This window comes from Curtobacterium pusillum (assembly GCF_007673235.1).
GTDB classification, from domain to species: Bacteria; Actinomycetota; Actinomycetes; order Actinomycetales; family Microbacteriaceae; genus Curtobacterium; species Curtobacterium pusillum_C.
Genome location: NZ_VDZH01000003.1, coordinates 541,492 through 558,784 on the forward strand (window position 1 = coordinate 541,492; position 17,293 = coordinate 558,784).

Sequence of the window (17,293 nt, forward strand, 5' to 3'; positions counted from 1 at the left end):
CAGTCCTGACCACCTGTGGTCGCGCCCGGCGCGACGATGTGAACCACAGCCTCCCGGCTGTCCAGAAAGGGAACGAAGCCACATGGCTGACGACAACGAGAACGGCGCCGACGAGCAGCCCGAGATCGTCCACGGCGACAGCGGGGACATCGTCGTCTCCGGTGACCGCATCTCGCAGGTCGACCTGCAGCTCGAGATGCAGCGCTCGTACCTCGACTACGCGATGTCCGTCATCGTCGGTCGTGCCCTGCCGGAGGTCCGCGACGGGCTGAAGCCGGTGCACCGCCGCGTGATCTACGCGATGTTCGACGGCGGCTACCGCCCCGACCGGGCCTTCTCGAAGTGCTCCCGCGTCGTCGGCGACGTCATGGGGCAGTTCCACCCGCACGGTGACTCCGCGATCTACGACGCGCTCGTCCGCCTCGTGCAGCCGTGGTCGCTCCGCTACCCGCTCGCACTCGGCCAGGGCAACTTCGGTTCCCCGGGCAACGACGGCGCCGCGGCCCCGCGGTACACCGAGACCAAGATGGCGCCGCTCGCCATGGAGATGGTCCGGGACATCGACGAGGACACCGTCGACTTCCAGGACAACTACGACGGCCGCACGCAGGAGCCCGCGATCCTGCCGGCACGGTTCCCGAACCTGCTCGTCAACGGGTCCGTCGGCATCGCGGTCGGCATGGCCACGAACATCCCGCCGCACAACCTGCGCGAGGTCGCCGCCGGCGCGAAGTGGGCGCTCGAGCACCCCGACGCGACGCGCGAGGAGCTCCTCGGTGCGCTCATGCAGCGGATCAAGGGCCCGGACTTCCCGACCGGTGCGCAGATCCTCGGGACCAAGGGCATCCAGGACGCCTACCGCACGGGCCGTGGGTCGATCACGATGCGTGCGGTCGTCAACGTCGAGGAGATCCAGGGTCGTACCTGCCTCGTCGTCACCGAGCTGCCGTACCAGGTCAACCCGGACAACCTCGCGATCCGCATCGCCGAGGGCGTCAAGGACGGCAAGCTCGCCGGCATCGCGGACATCCGTGACGAGACCTCCGGCCGCACGGGGCAGCGCCTCGTCATCGTCCTGAAGCGCGACGCCGTCGCGAAGGTCGTCCTCAACAACCTGTACAAGCACACGCAGCTGCAGGAGAACTTCGGCGCGAACATGCTCGCGATCGTCGACGGCGTGCCCCGCACCCTCGCGCTCGACGGGTTCATCTCGGCGTGGGTCGACCACCAGATCGACGTCATCGTCCGCCGCACGCAGTTCCGTCTGCGCGAGGCCGAGAAGCGCGCCCACATCCTCCGCGGGTACCTGGCCGCGCTCGACGCCCTCGACGAGGTCATCGCGCTCATCCGCCGGTCGCCCGACGTCGAAGAGGCCCGCACCGGCCTGATGGACCTGCTGTCCGTCGACGAGATCCAGGCGCGCGCGATCCTCGAGCTGCAGCTCCGTCGCCTCGCGGCCCTCGAGCGGCAGAAGATCCACGACGAGGCCGAGGAACTCGAGCGCAAGATCGCCGACTTCCAGGACATCCTCGGGTCCGAGACCCGGCAGCGCACGATCATCGGCGAGGAGCTCGACGAGATCGTGGAGCGCTTCGGCGACGACCGCCGCAGCGAGATCCTGCTCGGCTTCGACGGCGACATGTCCATCGAGGACCTCATCCCCGAAGAGGAGATGGTCGTCACCCTCACCCGCGGCGGCTACGTCAAGCGCACGCGGAGCGACAACTACCGCTCGCAGCACCGCGGTGGCCGCGGGGTCAAGGGTGCGCAGCTGCGCGCCGACGACATCGTCGAGCACTTCTTCGTCACGACGACGCACCACTGGCTCCTGTTCCTCACCGACCAGGGCCGGGTCTACCGTGCCAAGGCGTACGAACTGCAGGAAGCCAGCCGCGACGCCAAGGGCCAGCACGTGGCGAACCTGCTCGCGCTCCAGCCGGACGAGAAGATCCAGCAGGTGCTCGACATCCGCGACTACGAGGCCGCGCAGTACCTCGTGCTCGCCACCGAGCACGGCCTCGTGAAGAAGACGGCGCTGACCGAGTACGACACCAACCGCACCGGTGGCATCATCGCCATCAACCTGCGTGACGGTGACACCCTCGTGCAGGCGCTCCTCGTCGACGAGCACGACGACCTGCTCCTCGTCTCGAAGCACGGCATGTCGCTGCGCTTCACCGCGACGAACGACACGCTGCGCCCCATGGGTCGATCGACCTCCGGCGTGAAGGGCATGTCCTTCCGCGACGGCGACGCGCTCCTCGCAGCGCGGGTCGTGTCCGACGACGGCTACGTGTGGGTCATGACGGAGGGCGGCTACGCCAAGCGCACCTCGGTCGACCAGTACCGCGTGCAGGGCCGTGGCGGACTCGGCATCAAGGTGGCCAAGCTGGCAGCCGATCGAGGTGACCTTGTGGGTGCTCTCATCGTGGGCGAGGACGACGAGGTGCTCGTCGTGCTGCAATCGGGCAAGGTGGTAAGGTCTGCCGTGTCCGAGGTGCCCGCCAAGGGCCGCGACACGATGGGTGTGGTCTTCGCGAGGTTCGCGGAGAACGACCGGATCATCGCGGTGGCCCGGAACACAGAGCGGAACCTGGACGACCAGGACGACGCCGAGATCGAGCCTGCGGGCCCGGTGGAGACGGTGAGCCCTGCTGAAGCAGCGCCGGAATCCACTGATCCCATCGACACCGAGCCTGGCGACGACCAGGCCGGAGAGGACCAGTCAAGCAATGAGTAGTGTCGCCGAGAAGCTCCAGAAGAAGGCGAAGCGTCCCGTCGGCACCCGCCAGGTGCGGTTGCGACTGGTCTACGTCGACTTCTGGTCGATGGTGAAGCTCAGCTTCCTCATCGCCCTGGCCGGGTCCATCGTGATCGTCGTCGCGACGGCGCTCGTCTGGGTCATCCTGAACCAGACCGGTGTCTTCGGGGAGATCGACTCGCTCCTGAAGGACGTCACCGGACAGAACAACTACTCGATCATGGACCAGTTCTCGCTGGGCCAGGTACTCGGGTTCTCCATCGTCGTGGGCATCCTCAACGTGGTCGTCGGCACCGTGCTCGGCGCAATCGTGAGCGTGCTCTACAACCTCAGTGTGCGGATCACCGGCGGCCTGCTCGTCGGCTTCACGAACAACTGACACACCCGGCCCGGATGGGTCGACCGCCTCGATTTCGTTCTGCGGGATCGGTACGGTAGGCTTTCATCCGGTCTGAGGGGCTATAGCTCAGGCGGTTAGAGCGCTTCGCTGATAACGAAGAGGTCCAAGGTTCAAGTCCTTGTAGCCCCACCATCTCCCACCGGCTCCAGTACGCTGGAGTCCTCGGGGCCTTAGCTCAGTTGGTAGAGCGCCTGCTTTGCAAGCAGGATGTCAGGAGTTCGATTCTCCTAGGCTCCACTCCCTCAGGGTGAACGCTGTTCGCTCGTTCCTCGGCTCACCGGCCTTCGGCCGTCGTGTTCGTCGGCGCCTTCGGCGCGCCGCTCCGCGATGGGCGCCTCTCCGCAGCCGTTCCGGTGCGTGGGCCTTGCGTGGGCGCTTCGGTGCGTGGCGTGGGCGCGGGTCGTTTCGCGCGTGGGGTGCAGGAACGCTCGTGGGAGGCAGGAAGTTTCTGCCTCCTTTGCGCGGAACAACCTTCTATCTTGGCCGCGATGGGATGGAACGTGACCCCAAGGCGGACTGGAGGCGCGGGGCGGTGCCGCCACGGGCCTCCAGTCCGTCACATGGTTGCGCCGTCACCCGCGCCGGTCGCCAGGTCGCACGAAGTGCCGCTCGGCTGGCCCACGGGCGGCAGATCCTGCTACCTCGGCGGACGTGCGTGGCGAGTCGTGCGACCTCGTGCCACCTCGTACGCCCCGACCGGAGACGACGAAGGGCCCCGGCGGATGCCGGGGCCCTTCGTACGAACCGGGGAGGTCAGGCGGCAGGCTTCTCCGCCGTGTCAGCGTCGTCGGCGACCCACAGGTCGTCGTCGGCGCGCAGCGTCTGGTACGCGGCGTACGCGGCACCCGCGACGGCGACCACGCCGACGACGATGAGCGCGACACCGCCGAAGCCGATGCCCTTCTTCTGGTGCGGCACGTACTTCTCCGCAGCCTTCTTGGCCTTCTTGCCCTTCTTCTGGGCGTTCTTCACGATCTTCTTGACGCGCGGGTCCTTCGCGAGGTCGCCCACGCTCAAGACCGAGCCCGCCGTCGCGACCAGGCCGGGGACGACCTCGGACTGGAAACGGTGGGATGCGTTCTGTGCTGCGCTCGTCGCGGCGTGCACACCCGTGGCGACAGCCGGCCGGATGCCGTTGTCGATCGCGTTCTGCACCCGCGGTGCGATGTCCTTGCGTGCGGCATCGGCCGCATTGGAACGCGCTTCCGCCAGGATCGCGTTCGCGTGCTCGAGGACCTTGCGCTGCTCGCCGAGGAGCGAGGCGGTCTGGCCCTTGAGCTTCTTGATCTGCTTCCGACGCTTGCGCGGGATCTCGATCGTCGTCATCTGGTACCTCCATCGGATCGGCGTGGGTCCCATCCTGCCACCCGACTCCCTGACAGGTCACGGAGCCTCACCTGTGGGATCCGTCTGACCTTCAGCAGTACATGCGAGAATCGGAACATGTCTCTGCACACCGCTGTCGCAACGATCCACACGAACAAGGGCGACATCCGCGTCAACCTGTTCGGCAACCACGCTCCGAAGACCGTCAAGAACTTCGTCGACCTCGCGACGGGCAAGCAGGAGTGGACGCACCCGGGCACCGGCAAGGTGTCCACCGACAAGCTCTACGACGGTGTTGTCTTCCACCGCATCATCAAGGACTTCATGATCCAGGGCGGCGACCCGCTCGGTCAGGGCATCGGCGGCCCGGGCTACCGCTTCGACGACGAGATCTCCCCGGAGCTCACCTTCCAGAACCCGTACATCTTCGCGATGGCGAACGCCGGCATCCAGGGCGGCCGCGGCACGAACGGGTCGCAGTTCTTCATCACCACGGTGGCGACCCCCTGGCTGCAGGGCAAGCACACCATCTTCGGCGAGGTCGCGGACGACGAGTCGCGTGCGGTCGTCGACGCGATCGAGGGCGTGCCCACGGACGGCCGTGACAAGCCGCTCGAGGACGTCGTCATCCAGAGCATCGACGTCGAGGACGTCTGAGCCACCACGTGAGCGATCCGGCGTACAACTCGAACAACACCTGCTACCGGCACCCCGACCGGCAGAGCTTCGTGCTCTGCCAGCGGTGTGGGCGCACGATCTGCCCTGAGTGCCAGACGCCGGCGGCGGTCGGGGTGCACTGCCCGGAGTGCGTGCGCGAGCAGCGCGCGCAGTTCGCCGCGAACCGTCGGGCGACCGGTCCCAGTGGGATGACGGTCGCCCGACGGCGCTTCGCCATGCTCGACCAGAAGGCGACGGTCGTGATCGTCGCCGTCTCGGTCGTCCTGTGGCTCCTCAACCAGGTCAGCGGCGGGTACGTCAACGCCTGGCTGAGCTACTACACGCCTCTCGTGGGCACGCAGCCGTGGCGTCTCGTCACCGGGCTGTTCGTGCACTCCTCGTTCTTCCACATCCTGTTCAACATGTGGGCCGTCTGGATCTTCGGACGGATGCTCGAGAACATCCTCGGGACCTGGCGCTTCTTGGCGTTGTACCTCCTGGCGGGACTCGGCGGGGACCTCGCGGTCTCGTTGCTGAGCCCGGGAACGCAGGTCGTCGGCGCCTCCGGTGCGATCTTCGGCCTGTTCGCCGCGTTCTTCGTCATCCAGCGCAGCCTCGGCTACAACGCCGTGCAGCTGCTCGTGATCATGGGGTTGAACCTCGTCGTCGGGTTCCTGCCCGGCACGGCGATCTCGTGGCAGGCGCACGTCGGTGGCATCGTCCTCGGCTTCATCACCGGGTTCGTCTTCGCGAAGACCCGCAACGTCCGGCAGCGGGGCCTGCAGATCGGCCTACTCGTGGCCGAGGCGGTCGTGCTCGTCGCGGGCATCTACGCGGTGTACGCGAGCCTCCAGGCCGGCATCGGGATCGGCATCTGACGCACCCACTCGAAGGCCCCGTCGCACGCGCGACGGGGCCTTCGTCGTTGCGGGACGCGGCGGGTGTCGTGCGGGACGCACCAGGCCCGACGCACGCCGTGCTGCCGGATCGGTTTCCACACGTGCACGACCGAGTTATCCACAGCTGTGGACAAAGCGGTGAGTTACACGCGTGTGATTATCCCCACTGTGGACTCCGCTGTGGATAACTCCGGGGTCAGGGTGTGGAGAGTGATGTGGAGAGTGTGGAGAACGGCGCTCGGGTTGGGGAGAACGCTGACGCAGTGGCCGGGTGGGTGTGGAGAACGGGCCACCGGCTGCAACGACGACGCCCGCCGCACCTCTGGGGGGTGCGACGGGCGTCAGGGAAGCAGGTGGCCGGGGTGTCAGCGCCAGCGCGTGGTCATGAGGAAGCCGACGAACATGATGCCGAAGCCGATCAGGATGTTCCACGACCCGAGAGACGGAACCGGAAGGGTCGTGTTCGAGATGTAGAAGACGATCACCCAGGCGAGCCCGATGAGCATGAAGCCGAACATGACCGGCTTGAACCAGACGGGGTTCGGCTGGTCCCCCGCTGTGTCGACCGAGTCGGCTCGGGTCCTCCGGGCGGGCTTGGTGCGGTCCTTGTCCTTGGCCATGGCCGGTATCCTACCGTGACCACGTGTGTGGGAGGACTCTCAGCCCGCTGCACACATCCCCCACGAGTACGGTGAACCGACCATGACCAAGATCCTCGTCGTCGACAACTACGACAGCTTCGTCTACACGCTGAACGGCTACGTGCAGCAGCTCGGTGCGGAGACCGACGTGGTGCGGAACGACGCGTTCCCCGCGTCCGAGATCGCCGACCGCATCGCGGACTACGACGGCGTGCTCCTGTCACCCGGCCCCGGCACCCCGGCCGACGCCGGCGTGTCCATCGCGACCGTGCACGCCGCGATGGAGGCGGACAAGCCGCTCCTCGGGGTATGCCTCGGTCACCAGGCGATCGCCGAAGCGCTCGGCGCCACCGTGACGCACGCCGAGGAGCTCATGCACGGCAAGACGTCGCAGGTCGACCACGACGACAGTGCGCTGTTCGCCGGCGTCCCGCACCCGTTCACCGCCACGCGCTACCACTCGCTCGCGATCGTCGACGGGACCGTTCCCGAAGAACTCACCGTCACGGCCCGGACCGGCGGCGGAGTCATCATGGGCGTCCAGCACCGTGAGCACCCCGTGTACGGCGTGCAGTTCCACCCCGAGTCGGTGCTCACCGAGGGTGGGTACCGGATGGTCGGGAACTGGCTGGAGACCACCGGCCTGGCGGGCGCGGCCGACCGAGCTGCCGGACTGAACCCGCTCATCGCGGCGCACCGCGCCTGACGGGCGTCCGGCCTGGAGGCACGGGTCGGCCCCGACGGACAGCCTCCGTCAGGACGCGGTCAGTTCACTGCCCGTCGCCGCCGTCGCCGCCGTCACCGGCGTTGTCCCCACCGTCGTCGCCGCCCGACGCGGGCGGCTGTGTGGGCTGTGACGACGCGGCGCAGTAGGTGAGGACCACGGTGCTGCCCTGCGCGATGTCGCCGGCGGGAGCGCTCTGCTGCGTCACGGTGCCACCGGTGCAGGAGTACGCGGGCGCCGGGGTCACGGTCAGCCCCAGGCCGGCGAGCGTCGCGTTCGCGGTCGCGAACGGCTGCTGCGTGACGTTCGGGAGCTCGACCTTGCCGTTCGACACGGTCAGGTTCACCACGGTGCCCTTCGCGTGCAGGGACGCGGATGCAGGATCGGTGCTCATGACCGTTCCCTCGGGGACGTCGGGCGAGTAGTCGGAGTTGATCGCCCCGACCGTGAAGCCGGCGTCCGTGAGGGTCTTCTCGGCAGCGTCCTGCGCCTGACCGGCGAGGTCCGGGATGGCGATCTGCTGCGGGCCGAGCGAGACGACGACACGGACGTTCTGACTGCGGCCGACCTTCGTGCCGGCACGGGGCTCGGTCCGGATGACCGTCCCCTTCTCGACGTCGTCGGAGTTCTCCTCCACCTTGACGGCGACCAGGTCCTGCTTGCCGAGCGCCGACGCGGCGGAGTCGTAGGTCGCGCCGGCGACGTTCGGCACGCTCACCGACGACACCGGACCCTTGCCGGGCTGGAGGTTCGCGACGAAGAACACCACCGCGACGATCACGGCTGCGGTCAGGATGATGCCGACCCAGATCCACGCCACCGGCGGACGGTTCTGCGTGCGCTGCGGGCGGTGCTCGGCCGTGTCGTCCTCGAGCTCGCGGAACGCGACGGCGGGGTTCGACGTCGTGCGGGGGTTGACGCCGAAGAGCATCGTCGAAGCGTCGTTCGCGACCTGCTGCTGGAGCTTCCGGGTCGACGCCGGGACGTGACCGGCTGCGGCCTGCTGCAGCTCGGTCCGGAACTCGGCGGCATTCTGGTACCGACGCGTGCGGTCCTTCACGAGGGCGTGGAGGGTGACGGCGTCGAGGGCCGGTGACACCTCGGGCACCAGGGTCGACGGTGCGACCGGCTGCTCGCTGACGTGCTGGTAGGCGACGGCGACGGGCGAGTCCCCGATGAACGGGGGCCGTCCGGTGAGGAGCTCGAACAGCACGACACCGGTCGAGTAGACGTCGGTGCGAGCGTCGACGGTCTCACCGCGTGCCTGTTCCGGCGAGAAGTAGGAGGCGGTGCCGAGGATCGAGGTGGTCTGCGCGACCGTGGCCGACGTGTCCGTGATGGCACGGGCGATCCCGAAGTCCATCACCTTGACCTGGCCGGCGTGCGTCACCATGACGTTCGCGGGCTTGATGTCGCGGTGCACGACGCCCGCGCGGTGCGAGTACTCGAGCGCGGTGAGGATGCCCTCGGTGATGCGCACGGCTTCGTCCGGGGCGACCGGACCGTCGTCGATGATGTCGGAGAGCGGACGGCCCTCGACGTACTCCATGACGATGAAGGGCACCTGCACCTCGGCGCCCGAGGTCTCGGTGACCGTCTCCTCGCCGGCGTCGTAGACGCGGACGATGGTGGGGTGGGCCATGCGCGCAGCCGCCTGGGCTTCCTGGCGGAACCGTGTACGGAACGCCGGGTCGTTGGCGAGGCTCGGCTTGAGCAGCTTCACCGCCACCTTGCGTCCGAGGCGGGTGTCGTTGCCCAGATGCACTGTGGCCATGCCGCCCCGACCGATGACGTCACCGATCTCGTAGCGGTTGGCGAGGAGGGTGATCCCCGCGGTCACACCTTCTGGCACGTACTCCTCCGAATGTCCGTCCGGGCCAGTGTACGGCAGCCCTCGCTGGTGAGACGCTGCGGACGGGGCCCCCGACCGAACCGTTACGCAACGGTGTCGCGAGCCCCCGTCCGAGGGTCAGTCCTGCGGGCCCTGGCTGGGGTTGTTGCCGTCCGTCGGGTCGGTGGTCGGCTCGCCGGCGGCCTGCCAGGGGTCGCTCGTGGCGGACTCCGAGGCGGCCGAGGCGGCGAGGTTCCCGCAGGTCACGGTGTAGGTCAGTGCCGCGGCCTTGCCCACCGCGTCGATCTGCACGGTGACAGAACGGTGCGAGGCGTCCAGCGTTCCCGAGGTCTGGCTCGAGGTGTCCTTGCCGCCGGTGATCGTGTACGCGTACGACGCCACGGTGTACCCGGTCGGGCAGGTCGCCGCCGCCCAGCTGAAGGTGACCTGGCCGTCCGTCGACACCGTGCCCGGGGACGCGGAGTTCGGCTGGTTGACCGTCGGCTGTGCCGTGTACTGCTGGATCACGACGACCGCGCCCGCTGCCAGGCTCCCGGTGGGGCTGATGGACTGGACGGTGTTCGCCTTGTCCGCCGTCGGGGCCGGGTCGCCGTCCTCGACCTGCGGGGTGAGGCCGAGCGACTGCAGCTTCGCCTGGGCGTCCGTGACCGAGAGCCCGACGTAGTCCGCCGCGTTGACGAGCACCCGTGTCTGCGTCGGTGTCGGCGTCGGCGTGTTGCTCGGACGCGGCGTGGAGCTCTTCGTGGTCGCCGAGCGCGTCGGCTCGGGCGTCCCGTTGCCGTTGATCGCGAACGCAGCGATCACCGCCGCGATGACGAGGACCGCGACGCCGCCGACGAGCCACCAGATCCAGGCGCGCTTCTTCTTCGGTTCCTCGTCCTCACCGTCGACGGGCGAGCCCGGCGTGCCGGGACCACCGGTGACGGCTCCGGCCTGGGTGCCGATGAGTGCGGTCGCGGCGTCGTTCCCCTGCCCCTGTGGCGGGTTGAACGCCACGGTGCCCCCGGCGGCGATGGCCGGCACGGCGACGGTGGCCGCCGCGACGTCACCACGGCGCAGCGCCTGTGCGGCACGGGCCAGGTTCGCGGCGGTGGCGGGGCGGTCCGCGGGCTTCTTCGCGATGCAGGACATCACGAGCGCGGCGACGGGCTCCGGGATGTCGCCCGGGAGCGCCGGCGGCTGCTCGTTGATGTGCGCCATCGCGATCGCGACCTGCGACTCACCCGTGAAGGGTCGACGACCCGCAAGGGCCTCGTACGCGACGATGCCGAGCGAGTAGATGTCCGTGGAGGGCGACGCAGGGTGTCCGCTCGCCTGCTCCGGCGAGAGGTACTGCACGGTGCCCATGACCTGGCCGGTCGCGGTGAGCGGCACCTGGTCGGCGATGCGCGCGATGCCGAAGTCGGTGATCTTGACGCGGCCGTCCGGCGTGATGAGCAGGTTGCCGGGCTTGATGTCGCGGTGCACCAGGCCGACCGCGTGCGCGGCCTGCAGGGCGTTCGCGGTCTGCGCCACGATGTCGAGGACCTTGTCGACCGGCAGCGTGTGCTCCCGCTCGATCATGGTCGAGAGCGCCTCGCCGGGGACGAGCTCCATCACGAGGTAGGCGCTGCCGTCCTCCTCGCCGTAGTCGAACACGTTGGCGATGCCCTCGTGGTTGACGAGCGCAGCGTGACGGGCCTCGGCGCGGAAGCGCTCGAGGAACCCCGGGTCGCCGAGGTACTCGTCCTTGAGGATCTTGAGTGCGACGGTCCGTCCGATGACGAGGTCGGTGGCCTGCCAGACCTCTCCCATGCCGCCGATCGCGACGCGGGACGAGAGTTGGTACCGCCCACCGAAGGTGAGTCCGCTGGTGGGTCTCATTTGTTCAGCACCGCCTCCATGACTTTCTTCGCGACCGGAGCCGCGACCGTGTTGCCGACACCGGACTGCCCGAGCCCGCCGCCGTTCCCGACGACGACCGCGACGGCCACCTCGGGGTCCTTCGCCGGGGCGAACCCGGTGAACCACAGCGTGTACGGATCGCCCGTGCCGCCCTCTGCCGTGCCCGTCTTCCCTGCGACGTCGACACCGTCGATCTTGGCATTGGTCCCGGTCCCGGAGCTGACGACGCTCTGCATGGCCTCGGTCAGGTCGCTGGACTCGGAGGCCGAGAGCGGGTCGCTGTACTGCTTCGGGGAGAAGGACTCGACGGTCTTCAGGTCGCTCGTGGTGATCGAGTCGACGAGGGACGGCTGCATCACCTTGCCGCCGTTGGCGATCCCGGCCGAGACCATCGCCATCTGGAGCGGGGACACCCGGACGCTGGCCTGACCGAACGAGCTCAGCATGAGCTGCGCCGTGGAGTCGACGTCGGGGTACTGGCTCGCCGTCGCCCGCATCGGGACCTCGATAGCGTCGCCGAAGCCGTACTTGTCCGCCATGCTCTTGATCGCGTCGTAGCCGAGCTTCTGTCCGAGTTCCGCGAACGGGATGTTGCACGAGTTCTGGATCGCGGTGCGGAGCTTGACGGTGTCGCCGCCGCCGCAGGAGCCGCCCTCGGCGTTGTTGATGTAGGTGCTCGTGCCTGGGAGCTGCAACCGCGAGGGGTTCGGGAACTCGGAGTCCAGGTTGTACTTCCCGCCCTCGAGCGCGGCCGACGCGACGATGAGCTTGAACACCGATCCCGGCGTGTACAGGTCGCCGCCGATGGCGCGGTTCTGCAACGGCGTCCGCGACTGGTTCAGCAGGGCGTCGTACTGCGCCTTCACCTGCGCCGTGTCGTGCGAGGTGAGTGTGTTCGGGTCGTAGGACGGCTTCGACACCATCGCGAGGATCTTGCCCGTCTTCGGCTGGATCGCGACGACGGCCCCGGTGTTGTCACCGAGCGCGTCGTAGGCGGCCTGCTGGACGTCGGGGTCGATCGTCAGGTTGACGTTGTCGCCCTGGACGTCCTGCCCGGTGAGGATCGCGTTGAGGTTCTGGAAGAACGACGCGTCGGAGTTGCCGGAGAGCACGGTGTTCTCCGCGCTCTCGATGCCCGTGTTGCCCTGGCCGATGGTGAAGTAGCCCGTGACGGAGGAGTACAGGTCGCCGTTCGTGTACTTGCGCTGGTACTGGTACTGGTCGTCCACCGGGGTCGACTCGGCGATCGGGCTGCCGTTCACGAGGATGGCGCCGCGCTTCGTCGAGTAGCTGGCGAGGATCGTCCGGGAGTTGCGGGAGTCGGCACGGAGCGAGTCCGCCGAGAAGAACTGGATCGACGTCGTCGACACGAAGAGTGCGACGAACATGAGCACGATGACGGTCGAGACACCGCGGAGCTGTCGGTTCACCGGCTGCGCTCCTTCCTGGTCGCGCGCGCGTTCCCGCCACGCGCGGCGGGGATCGCGCCCTGCTGGACGCGCTGTTCGGCTGGGATGGCGTCGGTCAGTCGCAGCAGCATCGCGGCGATGATCCAGTTGGCGATGAGGGACGAACCACCGGCCGCCATGAACGGGGTCGTGAGGCCGGTCACCGGGATGACGCGGGTGATGCCACCGACGACGACGAACACCTGCAGGGCGATGACGAAGCCGAAGCCGACGCCGAGCAGCTTGCCGAAGTCGTCCTGCGCCATGAAGGCGACGCGCAGGCCGCGGGACGCGAGGACGATGAACAGCGCCAGGATCGCGAAGACGCCGATCAGGCCGAGTTCCTCGCCGAGCGAGGCGATGATGTAGTCCGCGTTGGCGACCGGCGTGATGTACGGGCGGCCCTGGCCGAGACCGGTTCCGGTGATCCCCCCGTTGGCGAAGCCGAACAGCCCCTGGACGAGTTGGTAGCTGCCCTGGGTCTGGCGGTCGAAGATCTCCTGGTTGAACGGGTCGAGCCACTGCTCGAACCGGCCGTGCACGTACACCAGCGCGCTCTGGGCGACGAGCGCGCCTCCGACGAACAGGGCGAGGCCGATCACGACCCAGCTGATCCGACCGGTCGCCACGTAGATCATCACGAGGAACAGGCCGAAGTACAGCAGGGCGGTGCCGAGGTCGCGCTGGAACACGAGGACGGCCATCGCCGCGCCCCACATCACCAGGATGGGACCGAGGTCCCGACCGCGCGGGAAGGTCATGCCGAGGAACTTCTTGCCGACGATCGACAGCGAGTCCCGAGCGGTGACGAGGTACCCGGCGAAGAACAGCGCCATGGTGATCTTCGCGAGCTCGCCGGGCTGGAACGAGAAGGCTCCGACGCGGATCCAGACCCGAGCGCCACCGACGTTGGACCCGATGCCCGGCAGCATCGGCAGCAACAGCAGCGCGATCGTGAGGAACATGAAGATGTACCGGTACCGCTGCAGGAACCGGTGGTTCCGGACGAGGACGACCGTGATGATCGCCAGGACCATCGCGAGCATCGTCCAGACGATCTGCTTCACGCCGATCGCCGACCACCCGGACAGGTCGTTGTGGATGTCGATCCGGTAGATCTCGGCGATGCCGATGCCGTTCAGCACGAGGGCCACCGGCAGGATGAACGGATCGGCGTTCTTCGCGACGACCCGGAGCACCACGTGCATGATCAGCGCCAGGCCGAGGATGCCCGCGCCGACCCAGAGCACCGAGGTGTCGAAGAGCCTGCCCTTCGTGCCGAGCTGCACGAGGACCATCGCCCCGGCGCAGATGCCGCACGCGATGACGAGCAGCACGAGCTCGAGGTTCCGGGCCCGCGCGGGCTCGCGCAGCTTGATCGTGATCGCCTGCGTGAAGGACTGGGCGGTGGCGTTGCTCATCGCTTGGCCCCGGGGGACGCGGACGGGGAGCCCGTGGGTGAGGAGGTCGGTGTCGGCGACGGCGAGCCGCCGTCACCACCCGTCCCGGCCTGGTCCTGCCCCGTCTCGGCGGCCTTCCGCAGCCGGTCCACGATGTCCCGCGCGTCGTCGAGCGACTGCGCGTTGATCGTCGAGCGGACGTTCTCCCGCGTGTAGTCCGGGAGCGACGACACGGTGATGTCGGTGTCCTCGTAGACGTCGGAGAGTGCGATCGGTCCGATCGACTGCTGCACGCCCTTGTAGATCGCGACGGTGCCGCGGTCGGTGCCCACGTAGTAGTGGTCCTGGATGATGCGCCAGCCGAGGAACACGGCGCCGACGAGGGCGGCGATCGCCACGACGAGGGCGATGGTCCACGAGATGCGACGACGGATCCGGCGACGACGGTCCTCGGCGATGAGCTCGGCGAAGAACTGGTCGGACTCGGGCTCGAAGTGCGAGTCCTCGGGCGCCGTCGTGACCTTCAGCGGGTGCAGCAGGATCGTGGGGAGGCGGATCGGCTTGCGGCCGGTCGACGCCTCGAACGTGAGCGGCGCTGCTGCGGACCCGACGGTGGTCGCCGCGTCGTCGTCGTCGCCCGGCTCGGAGTCCGTGACGTCCATCACGACGACGGTGACGTTGTCGGGCGCGCCGTGGTCGAGCGTCTCCTTCACGAGGCGCTGCGTGACCTGGTTCGCGTCCATGTTCGACGCGAGGGCGTGCCGGATGCGCTCTTCGGCGAGGTACGACGAGAGCCCGTCCGAGCACAGCAGCCAGCGGTCGCCCGGCTGGATGTCCATGATCGCGGTGTCGACCTCGGGTGCGGCGTCGACGTCACCGAGCACACGCATCAGCACCGAGCGCCGCGGGTGGACCGCTGCCTCTTCCGGGGTGATCCGCCCGCTGTCCACGAGCCGCTGCACGAAGGTGTGGTCCGAGGTGATCTGCCGCAGCTCACCGTCGCGGTGCAGGTAGATGCGGGAGTCGCCGATGTGCGCGATCGCGATCTGGTCGCCGACACGGATCATCGCGGACACCGTGGTGCCCATCCCGGTGAGTTCCTGGTGCTCGAACACCGTCTCGGTGATGAGTTGGTTCGCCGCGATCAGCGCCGACTGCAGGGCGAACTCGGCGTCGTGGGCCGACGGGAACTCCCGGTCCACCTCCCTGATGCGACGGATCGCGATCGCCGAGGCGACGTCACCGCCGGCGTGGCCGCCCATGCCGTCCGCGACCGCGAACAGGTGCTGCCCGGCGTAGCCGGAGTCCTGGTTGTTCGCGCGGATGCGTCCGACGTGGGACACAGCGGCGCTCAGCGTGCGAGCCGTCATCCCGGGTTACCGCCGCAGCTCGAACGTCGTCGTCCCGATCGTGATCGGCGTCCGCTCTGCGATGGTCACGGGAACGGTCACCTTCTGACCGTTGACGAAGGTGCCGTTCGTGGACTCGAGGTCGGTGAGGAGCCAGCCGTCGGCACGCAGGTCGAGACGGGCGTGGTTCGTCGAGGTGTAGTCGTCGCGGATGACCACGTTGGACTCGCTCGACCGGCCGATCGTGATCGGGCCGCCGCCCAGTGGCATCTCCATGCCCTCGCGGGATCCCTCGGTGATCACGAGGCGGGTCGCGACCGGCGTGGCGGGCTGCTGCGTGCCTCCAGGCTGTCCGATGAGGTCCGTGAACGCACCGTTGGATGCCGGAGCCGGCGCCGCTGCTGCCGGCACCGCAGGTGTCGTCGGGCCGGACGCACCGGCCTTCGGGTCGGTGGGGATGGTGCGCACGCGCTGACCGAAGAGGTCACTGCGCAGCGCGAAGACGATCACGAACACGAACAGCCAGAGCACCGCGAGGAACGCGAAGCGCAGGACGAGCAGGGTCAGCCCTGTGGTCACCTGGTACCTCCGTCGTTCTCGGGGATCACCCGGAACACCATACGGGTACGACCGATCTCGATCGTCGAATCCGGCTCCACGATGGCCTGCTGGAAGCGTTCGCCGTTCAGTTTCGACCCGTTCGTGGAGCCGAGGTCGTTGGCCTGGGCGTGCTTGCCGTCCCAGATCACCTCGACGTGCTTGCGGCTCGTGCCGGTGTCCGCGACGGTGATGTCCGCGTCCGTCCCACGGCCGATCACGGTGCGACCGCGCTGCAGTTTGTGGCGCTGGGAGCCGATGTCGAGCACTGCCACCCAGGCGACGTCGCGCTGCACCGTCGTCGAGTCGATCTGGAGGATGCCCGTCGACAGGGTGCCGTCCTGCTGGAGCCGGATCGTCACCGGGCCGGAGAACGAGTAGTTCTGCGCGACGGCGTGCTGCTGCACCATCTGCGACAGCTCGTCGATGAGGGGACGCCCCACGTCGTTCATGCGGGTGAAGTCCGGCGGAGCGAGGCGCACCGTGAACTCGTTCGGCACGAGGATCCGCTCGCGGGACACCACGGCAGCCTTGGTGTCGAGCTCTCGGCGGAGTGCGCTCGAGATCTCGACGGGCTGCACGCCGGAGCGGAAGGTCTTCGCGAACGCGCCGTTCACGGCGCGCTCCAGCCCTCGCTCGAAGCTGTCCAACAGGCCCATGGGTCTCCAGTGTTCTCGGTCGTCGACCTCTGCATGGTAGTGGTTGGCGTCTGGCACCGTCTGTGCGTGGTAGTGTTCTCGGGCTGGCGCGAGTGGCGGAATTGGTAGACGCGCACGGTTCAGGTCCGTGTGCTGGAAACGGCGTGGGGGTTCAAGTCCCCCCTCGCGCACCAGGCGCAGTGCACATCGAGTACTGCAGAGAAGGCCCCCGGAGGAATCCGGGGGCCTTCTGTGTCCCTGCTGGACGTCACTGCCTGGAGGCGCGGCCCGGCCCCGCAACGTCGACTCGCCGGAAGAACGGGCGTGCGCTGGGCAGGAAGAGCAGGACCGCGGCCACCACTGACAGCAGGATGAGCGCCGTGGCCGGTCCGCCTTCCGTGATGCTCAGGACGGCACGCAGCGCGGCGACCGCGACGAGCACGGTGCGCGCGACCGCGGAACCACGGAGGAGCAGGACGACCGCCGCGGCGACCACCGCCCAGATCACGAGGGACAGCGCGATCGTGAGGACGCCGCCGACGCCCGCGAGGCCGTCGGAGGTCGCGACCAGGACGGTGGACAGCACCCCGGCCACCAGCCACACCGCCCAGAGCACGACGGCGATCGTCACCACCCGTGGGCGACTCGGTCGTGTCCGTCGGAGGTCGTCCGTCGTGGTCATGGTGTCCCCGTCCCCGCTGCTCCCTGTGCGACGTG

The 17,293-nt window shown here is 68.5% G+C and carries 15 protein-coding genes and 3 tRNA genes; 8 read left to right on the forward strand and 10 right to left on the reverse strand.

Going from position 1 to position 17,293, the window contains the following annotated elements:
* The first annotated feature begins 82 nt into the window (after positions 1-82).
* From gyrA to FS532_RS11085, 4 genes are all read left to right on the forward strand, one after another.
* On the forward strand, positions 83-2,740 hold the full coding sequence (gene gyrA / locus FS532_RS11070) for a DNA gyrase subunit A (RefSeq protein WP_186321991.1): 2,658 nt from the start codon (positions 83-85) through the stop codon (positions 2,738-2,740).
* Entirely contained in the window at positions 2,733-3,140 is a 408-nt protein-coding gene (locus tag FS532_RS11075; RefSeq protein WP_071291657.1) for a DUF3566 domain-containing protein, read from the forward strand. Before gyrA ends, FS532_RS11075 begins: the two co-directional genes overlap by 8 nt.
* Before the next feature lie 76 nt (positions 3,141-3,216).
* Positions 3,217-3,293, forward strand: a tRNA-Ile gene (locus FS532_RS11080).
* A 32-nt stretch (positions 3,294-3,325) separates the two neighbouring features.
* A tRNA-Ala gene (locus FS532_RS11085) sits at positions 3,326-3,398 on the forward strand.
* Positions 3,399-3,914: 516 nt separating this feature from the next.
* Here the strand turns inward: FS532_RS11085 and FS532_RS11090 are convergent.
* On the reverse strand, positions 3,915-4,487 hold the full coding sequence (locus FS532_RS11090; RefSeq protein ID WP_144753914.1) for a hypothetical protein: 573 nt from the start codon (positions 4,485-4,487) through the stop codon (positions 3,915-3,917).
* Positions 4,488-4,604: 117 nt separating this feature from the next.
* Between FS532_RS11090 and FS532_RS11095 the strand changes: the two genes are divergently transcribed.
* Together FS532_RS11095 and FS532_RS11100 are read left to right on the forward strand one after the other, a co-directional pair.
* Positions 4,605-5,144 (forward strand): peptidylprolyl isomerase, encoded by a 540-nt coding sequence (locus tag FS532_RS11095; protein ID WP_144753917.1) that lies wholly within the window; start codon positions 4,605-4,607, stop codon positions 5,142-5,144.
* Between the two features lie 8 nt (positions 5,145-5,152).
* The gene (locus FS532_RS11100; protein WP_144753920.1) at positions 5,153-6,022 is read left to right on the forward strand and encodes a rhomboid family intramembrane serine protease; all 870 of its coding nucleotides are present in this window, start codon (positions 5,153-5,155) and stop codon (positions 6,020-6,022) included.
* Between the two features lie 386 nt (positions 6,023-6,408).
* On the opposite strand, the gene FS532_RS11105 is transcribed toward FS532_RS11100, so the two are convergent.
* The gene (locus tag FS532_RS11105) at positions 6,409-6,663 is read right to left on the reverse strand and encodes a cell division protein CrgA (RefSeq protein WP_079237606.1); all 255 of its coding nucleotides are present in this window, start codon (positions 6,661-6,663) and stop codon (positions 6,409-6,411) included.
* An 82-nt stretch (positions 6,664-6,745) separates the two neighbouring features.
* Between FS532_RS11105 and FS532_RS11110 the strand changes: the two genes are divergently transcribed.
* Entirely contained in the window at positions 6,746-7,390 is a 645-nt protein-coding gene (locus FS532_RS11110) for an anthranilate synthase component II (RefSeq protein ID WP_144753923.1), read from the forward strand.
* A gap of 64 nt (positions 7,391-7,454) precedes the next feature.
* Here the strand turns inward: FS532_RS11110 and pknB are convergent, their stop codons facing one another.
* The 7 genes from pknB to FS532_RS11145 form a co-directional block, all read right to left on the reverse strand.
* A complete protein-coding gene (pknB, locus tag FS532_RS11115) occupies positions 7,455-9,260 on the reverse strand; it encodes a Stk1 family PASTA domain-containing Ser/Thr kinase (RefSeq protein WP_260852648.1) in 1,806 nt (601 codons plus the stop codon).
* Positions 9,261-9,377: 117 nt separating this feature from the next.
* Positions 9,378-11,123, reverse strand: coding sequence for a protein kinase domain-containing protein (locus tag FS532_RS11120; protein ID WP_144753926.1), 1,746 nt, complete (start codon positions 11,121-11,123; stop codon positions 9,378-9,380).
* Entirely contained in the window at positions 11,120-12,574 is a 1,455-nt protein-coding gene (locus FS532_RS11125) for a peptidoglycan D,D-transpeptidase FtsI family protein (protein ID WP_144753929.1), read from the reverse strand. The genes FS532_RS11120 and FS532_RS11125 overlap by 4 nt, the downstream gene beginning before the upstream one ends.
* Positions 12,571-14,013 (reverse strand): FtsW/RodA/SpoVE family cell cycle protein, encoded by a 1,443-nt coding sequence (locus tag FS532_RS11130; RefSeq protein ID WP_144753932.1) that lies wholly within the window; start codon positions 14,011-14,013, stop codon positions 12,571-12,573. Before FS532_RS11130 ends, FS532_RS11125 begins: the two co-directional genes overlap by 4 nt.
* Positions 14,010-15,362: a Stp1/IreP family PP2C-type Ser/Thr phosphatase gene (locus FS532_RS11135; RefSeq protein WP_144753935.1), complete on the reverse strand. Its 1,353-nt coding sequence runs from the start codon at positions 15,360-15,362 to the stop codon at positions 14,010-14,012. Before FS532_RS11135 ends, FS532_RS11130 begins: the two co-directional genes overlap by 4 nt.
* A gap of 6 nt (positions 15,363-15,368) precedes the next feature.
* On the reverse strand, positions 15,369-15,920 hold the full coding sequence (locus tag FS532_RS11140; RefSeq protein ID WP_144753938.1) for an FHA domain-containing protein FhaB/FipA: 552 nt from the start codon (positions 15,918-15,920) through the stop codon (positions 15,369-15,371).
* Positions 15,917-16,597: an FhaA domain-containing protein gene (locus FS532_RS11145; RefSeq protein ID WP_079237613.1), complete on the reverse strand. Its 681-nt coding sequence runs from the start codon at positions 16,595-16,597 to the stop codon at positions 15,917-15,919. Before FS532_RS11145 ends, FS532_RS11140 begins: the two co-directional genes overlap by 4 nt.
* Positions 16,598-16,683: 86 nt before the next feature.
* On the opposite strand from FS532_RS11145, the gene FS532_RS11150 reads away from it, so the two are divergent.
* Positions 16,684-16,770: transfer RNA gene (locus FS532_RS11150), tRNA-Leu, on the forward strand.
* Positions 16,771-16,844: 74 nt separating this feature from the next.
* On the opposite strand, the gene FS532_RS11155 is transcribed toward FS532_RS11150, so the two are convergent.
* On the reverse strand, positions 16,845-17,258 hold the full coding sequence (locus FS532_RS11155; RefSeq protein ID WP_144753941.1) for a hypothetical protein: 414 nt from the start codon (positions 17,256-17,258) through the stop codon (positions 16,845-16,847).
* Positions 17,259-17,293: the final 35 nt, after the last annotated feature.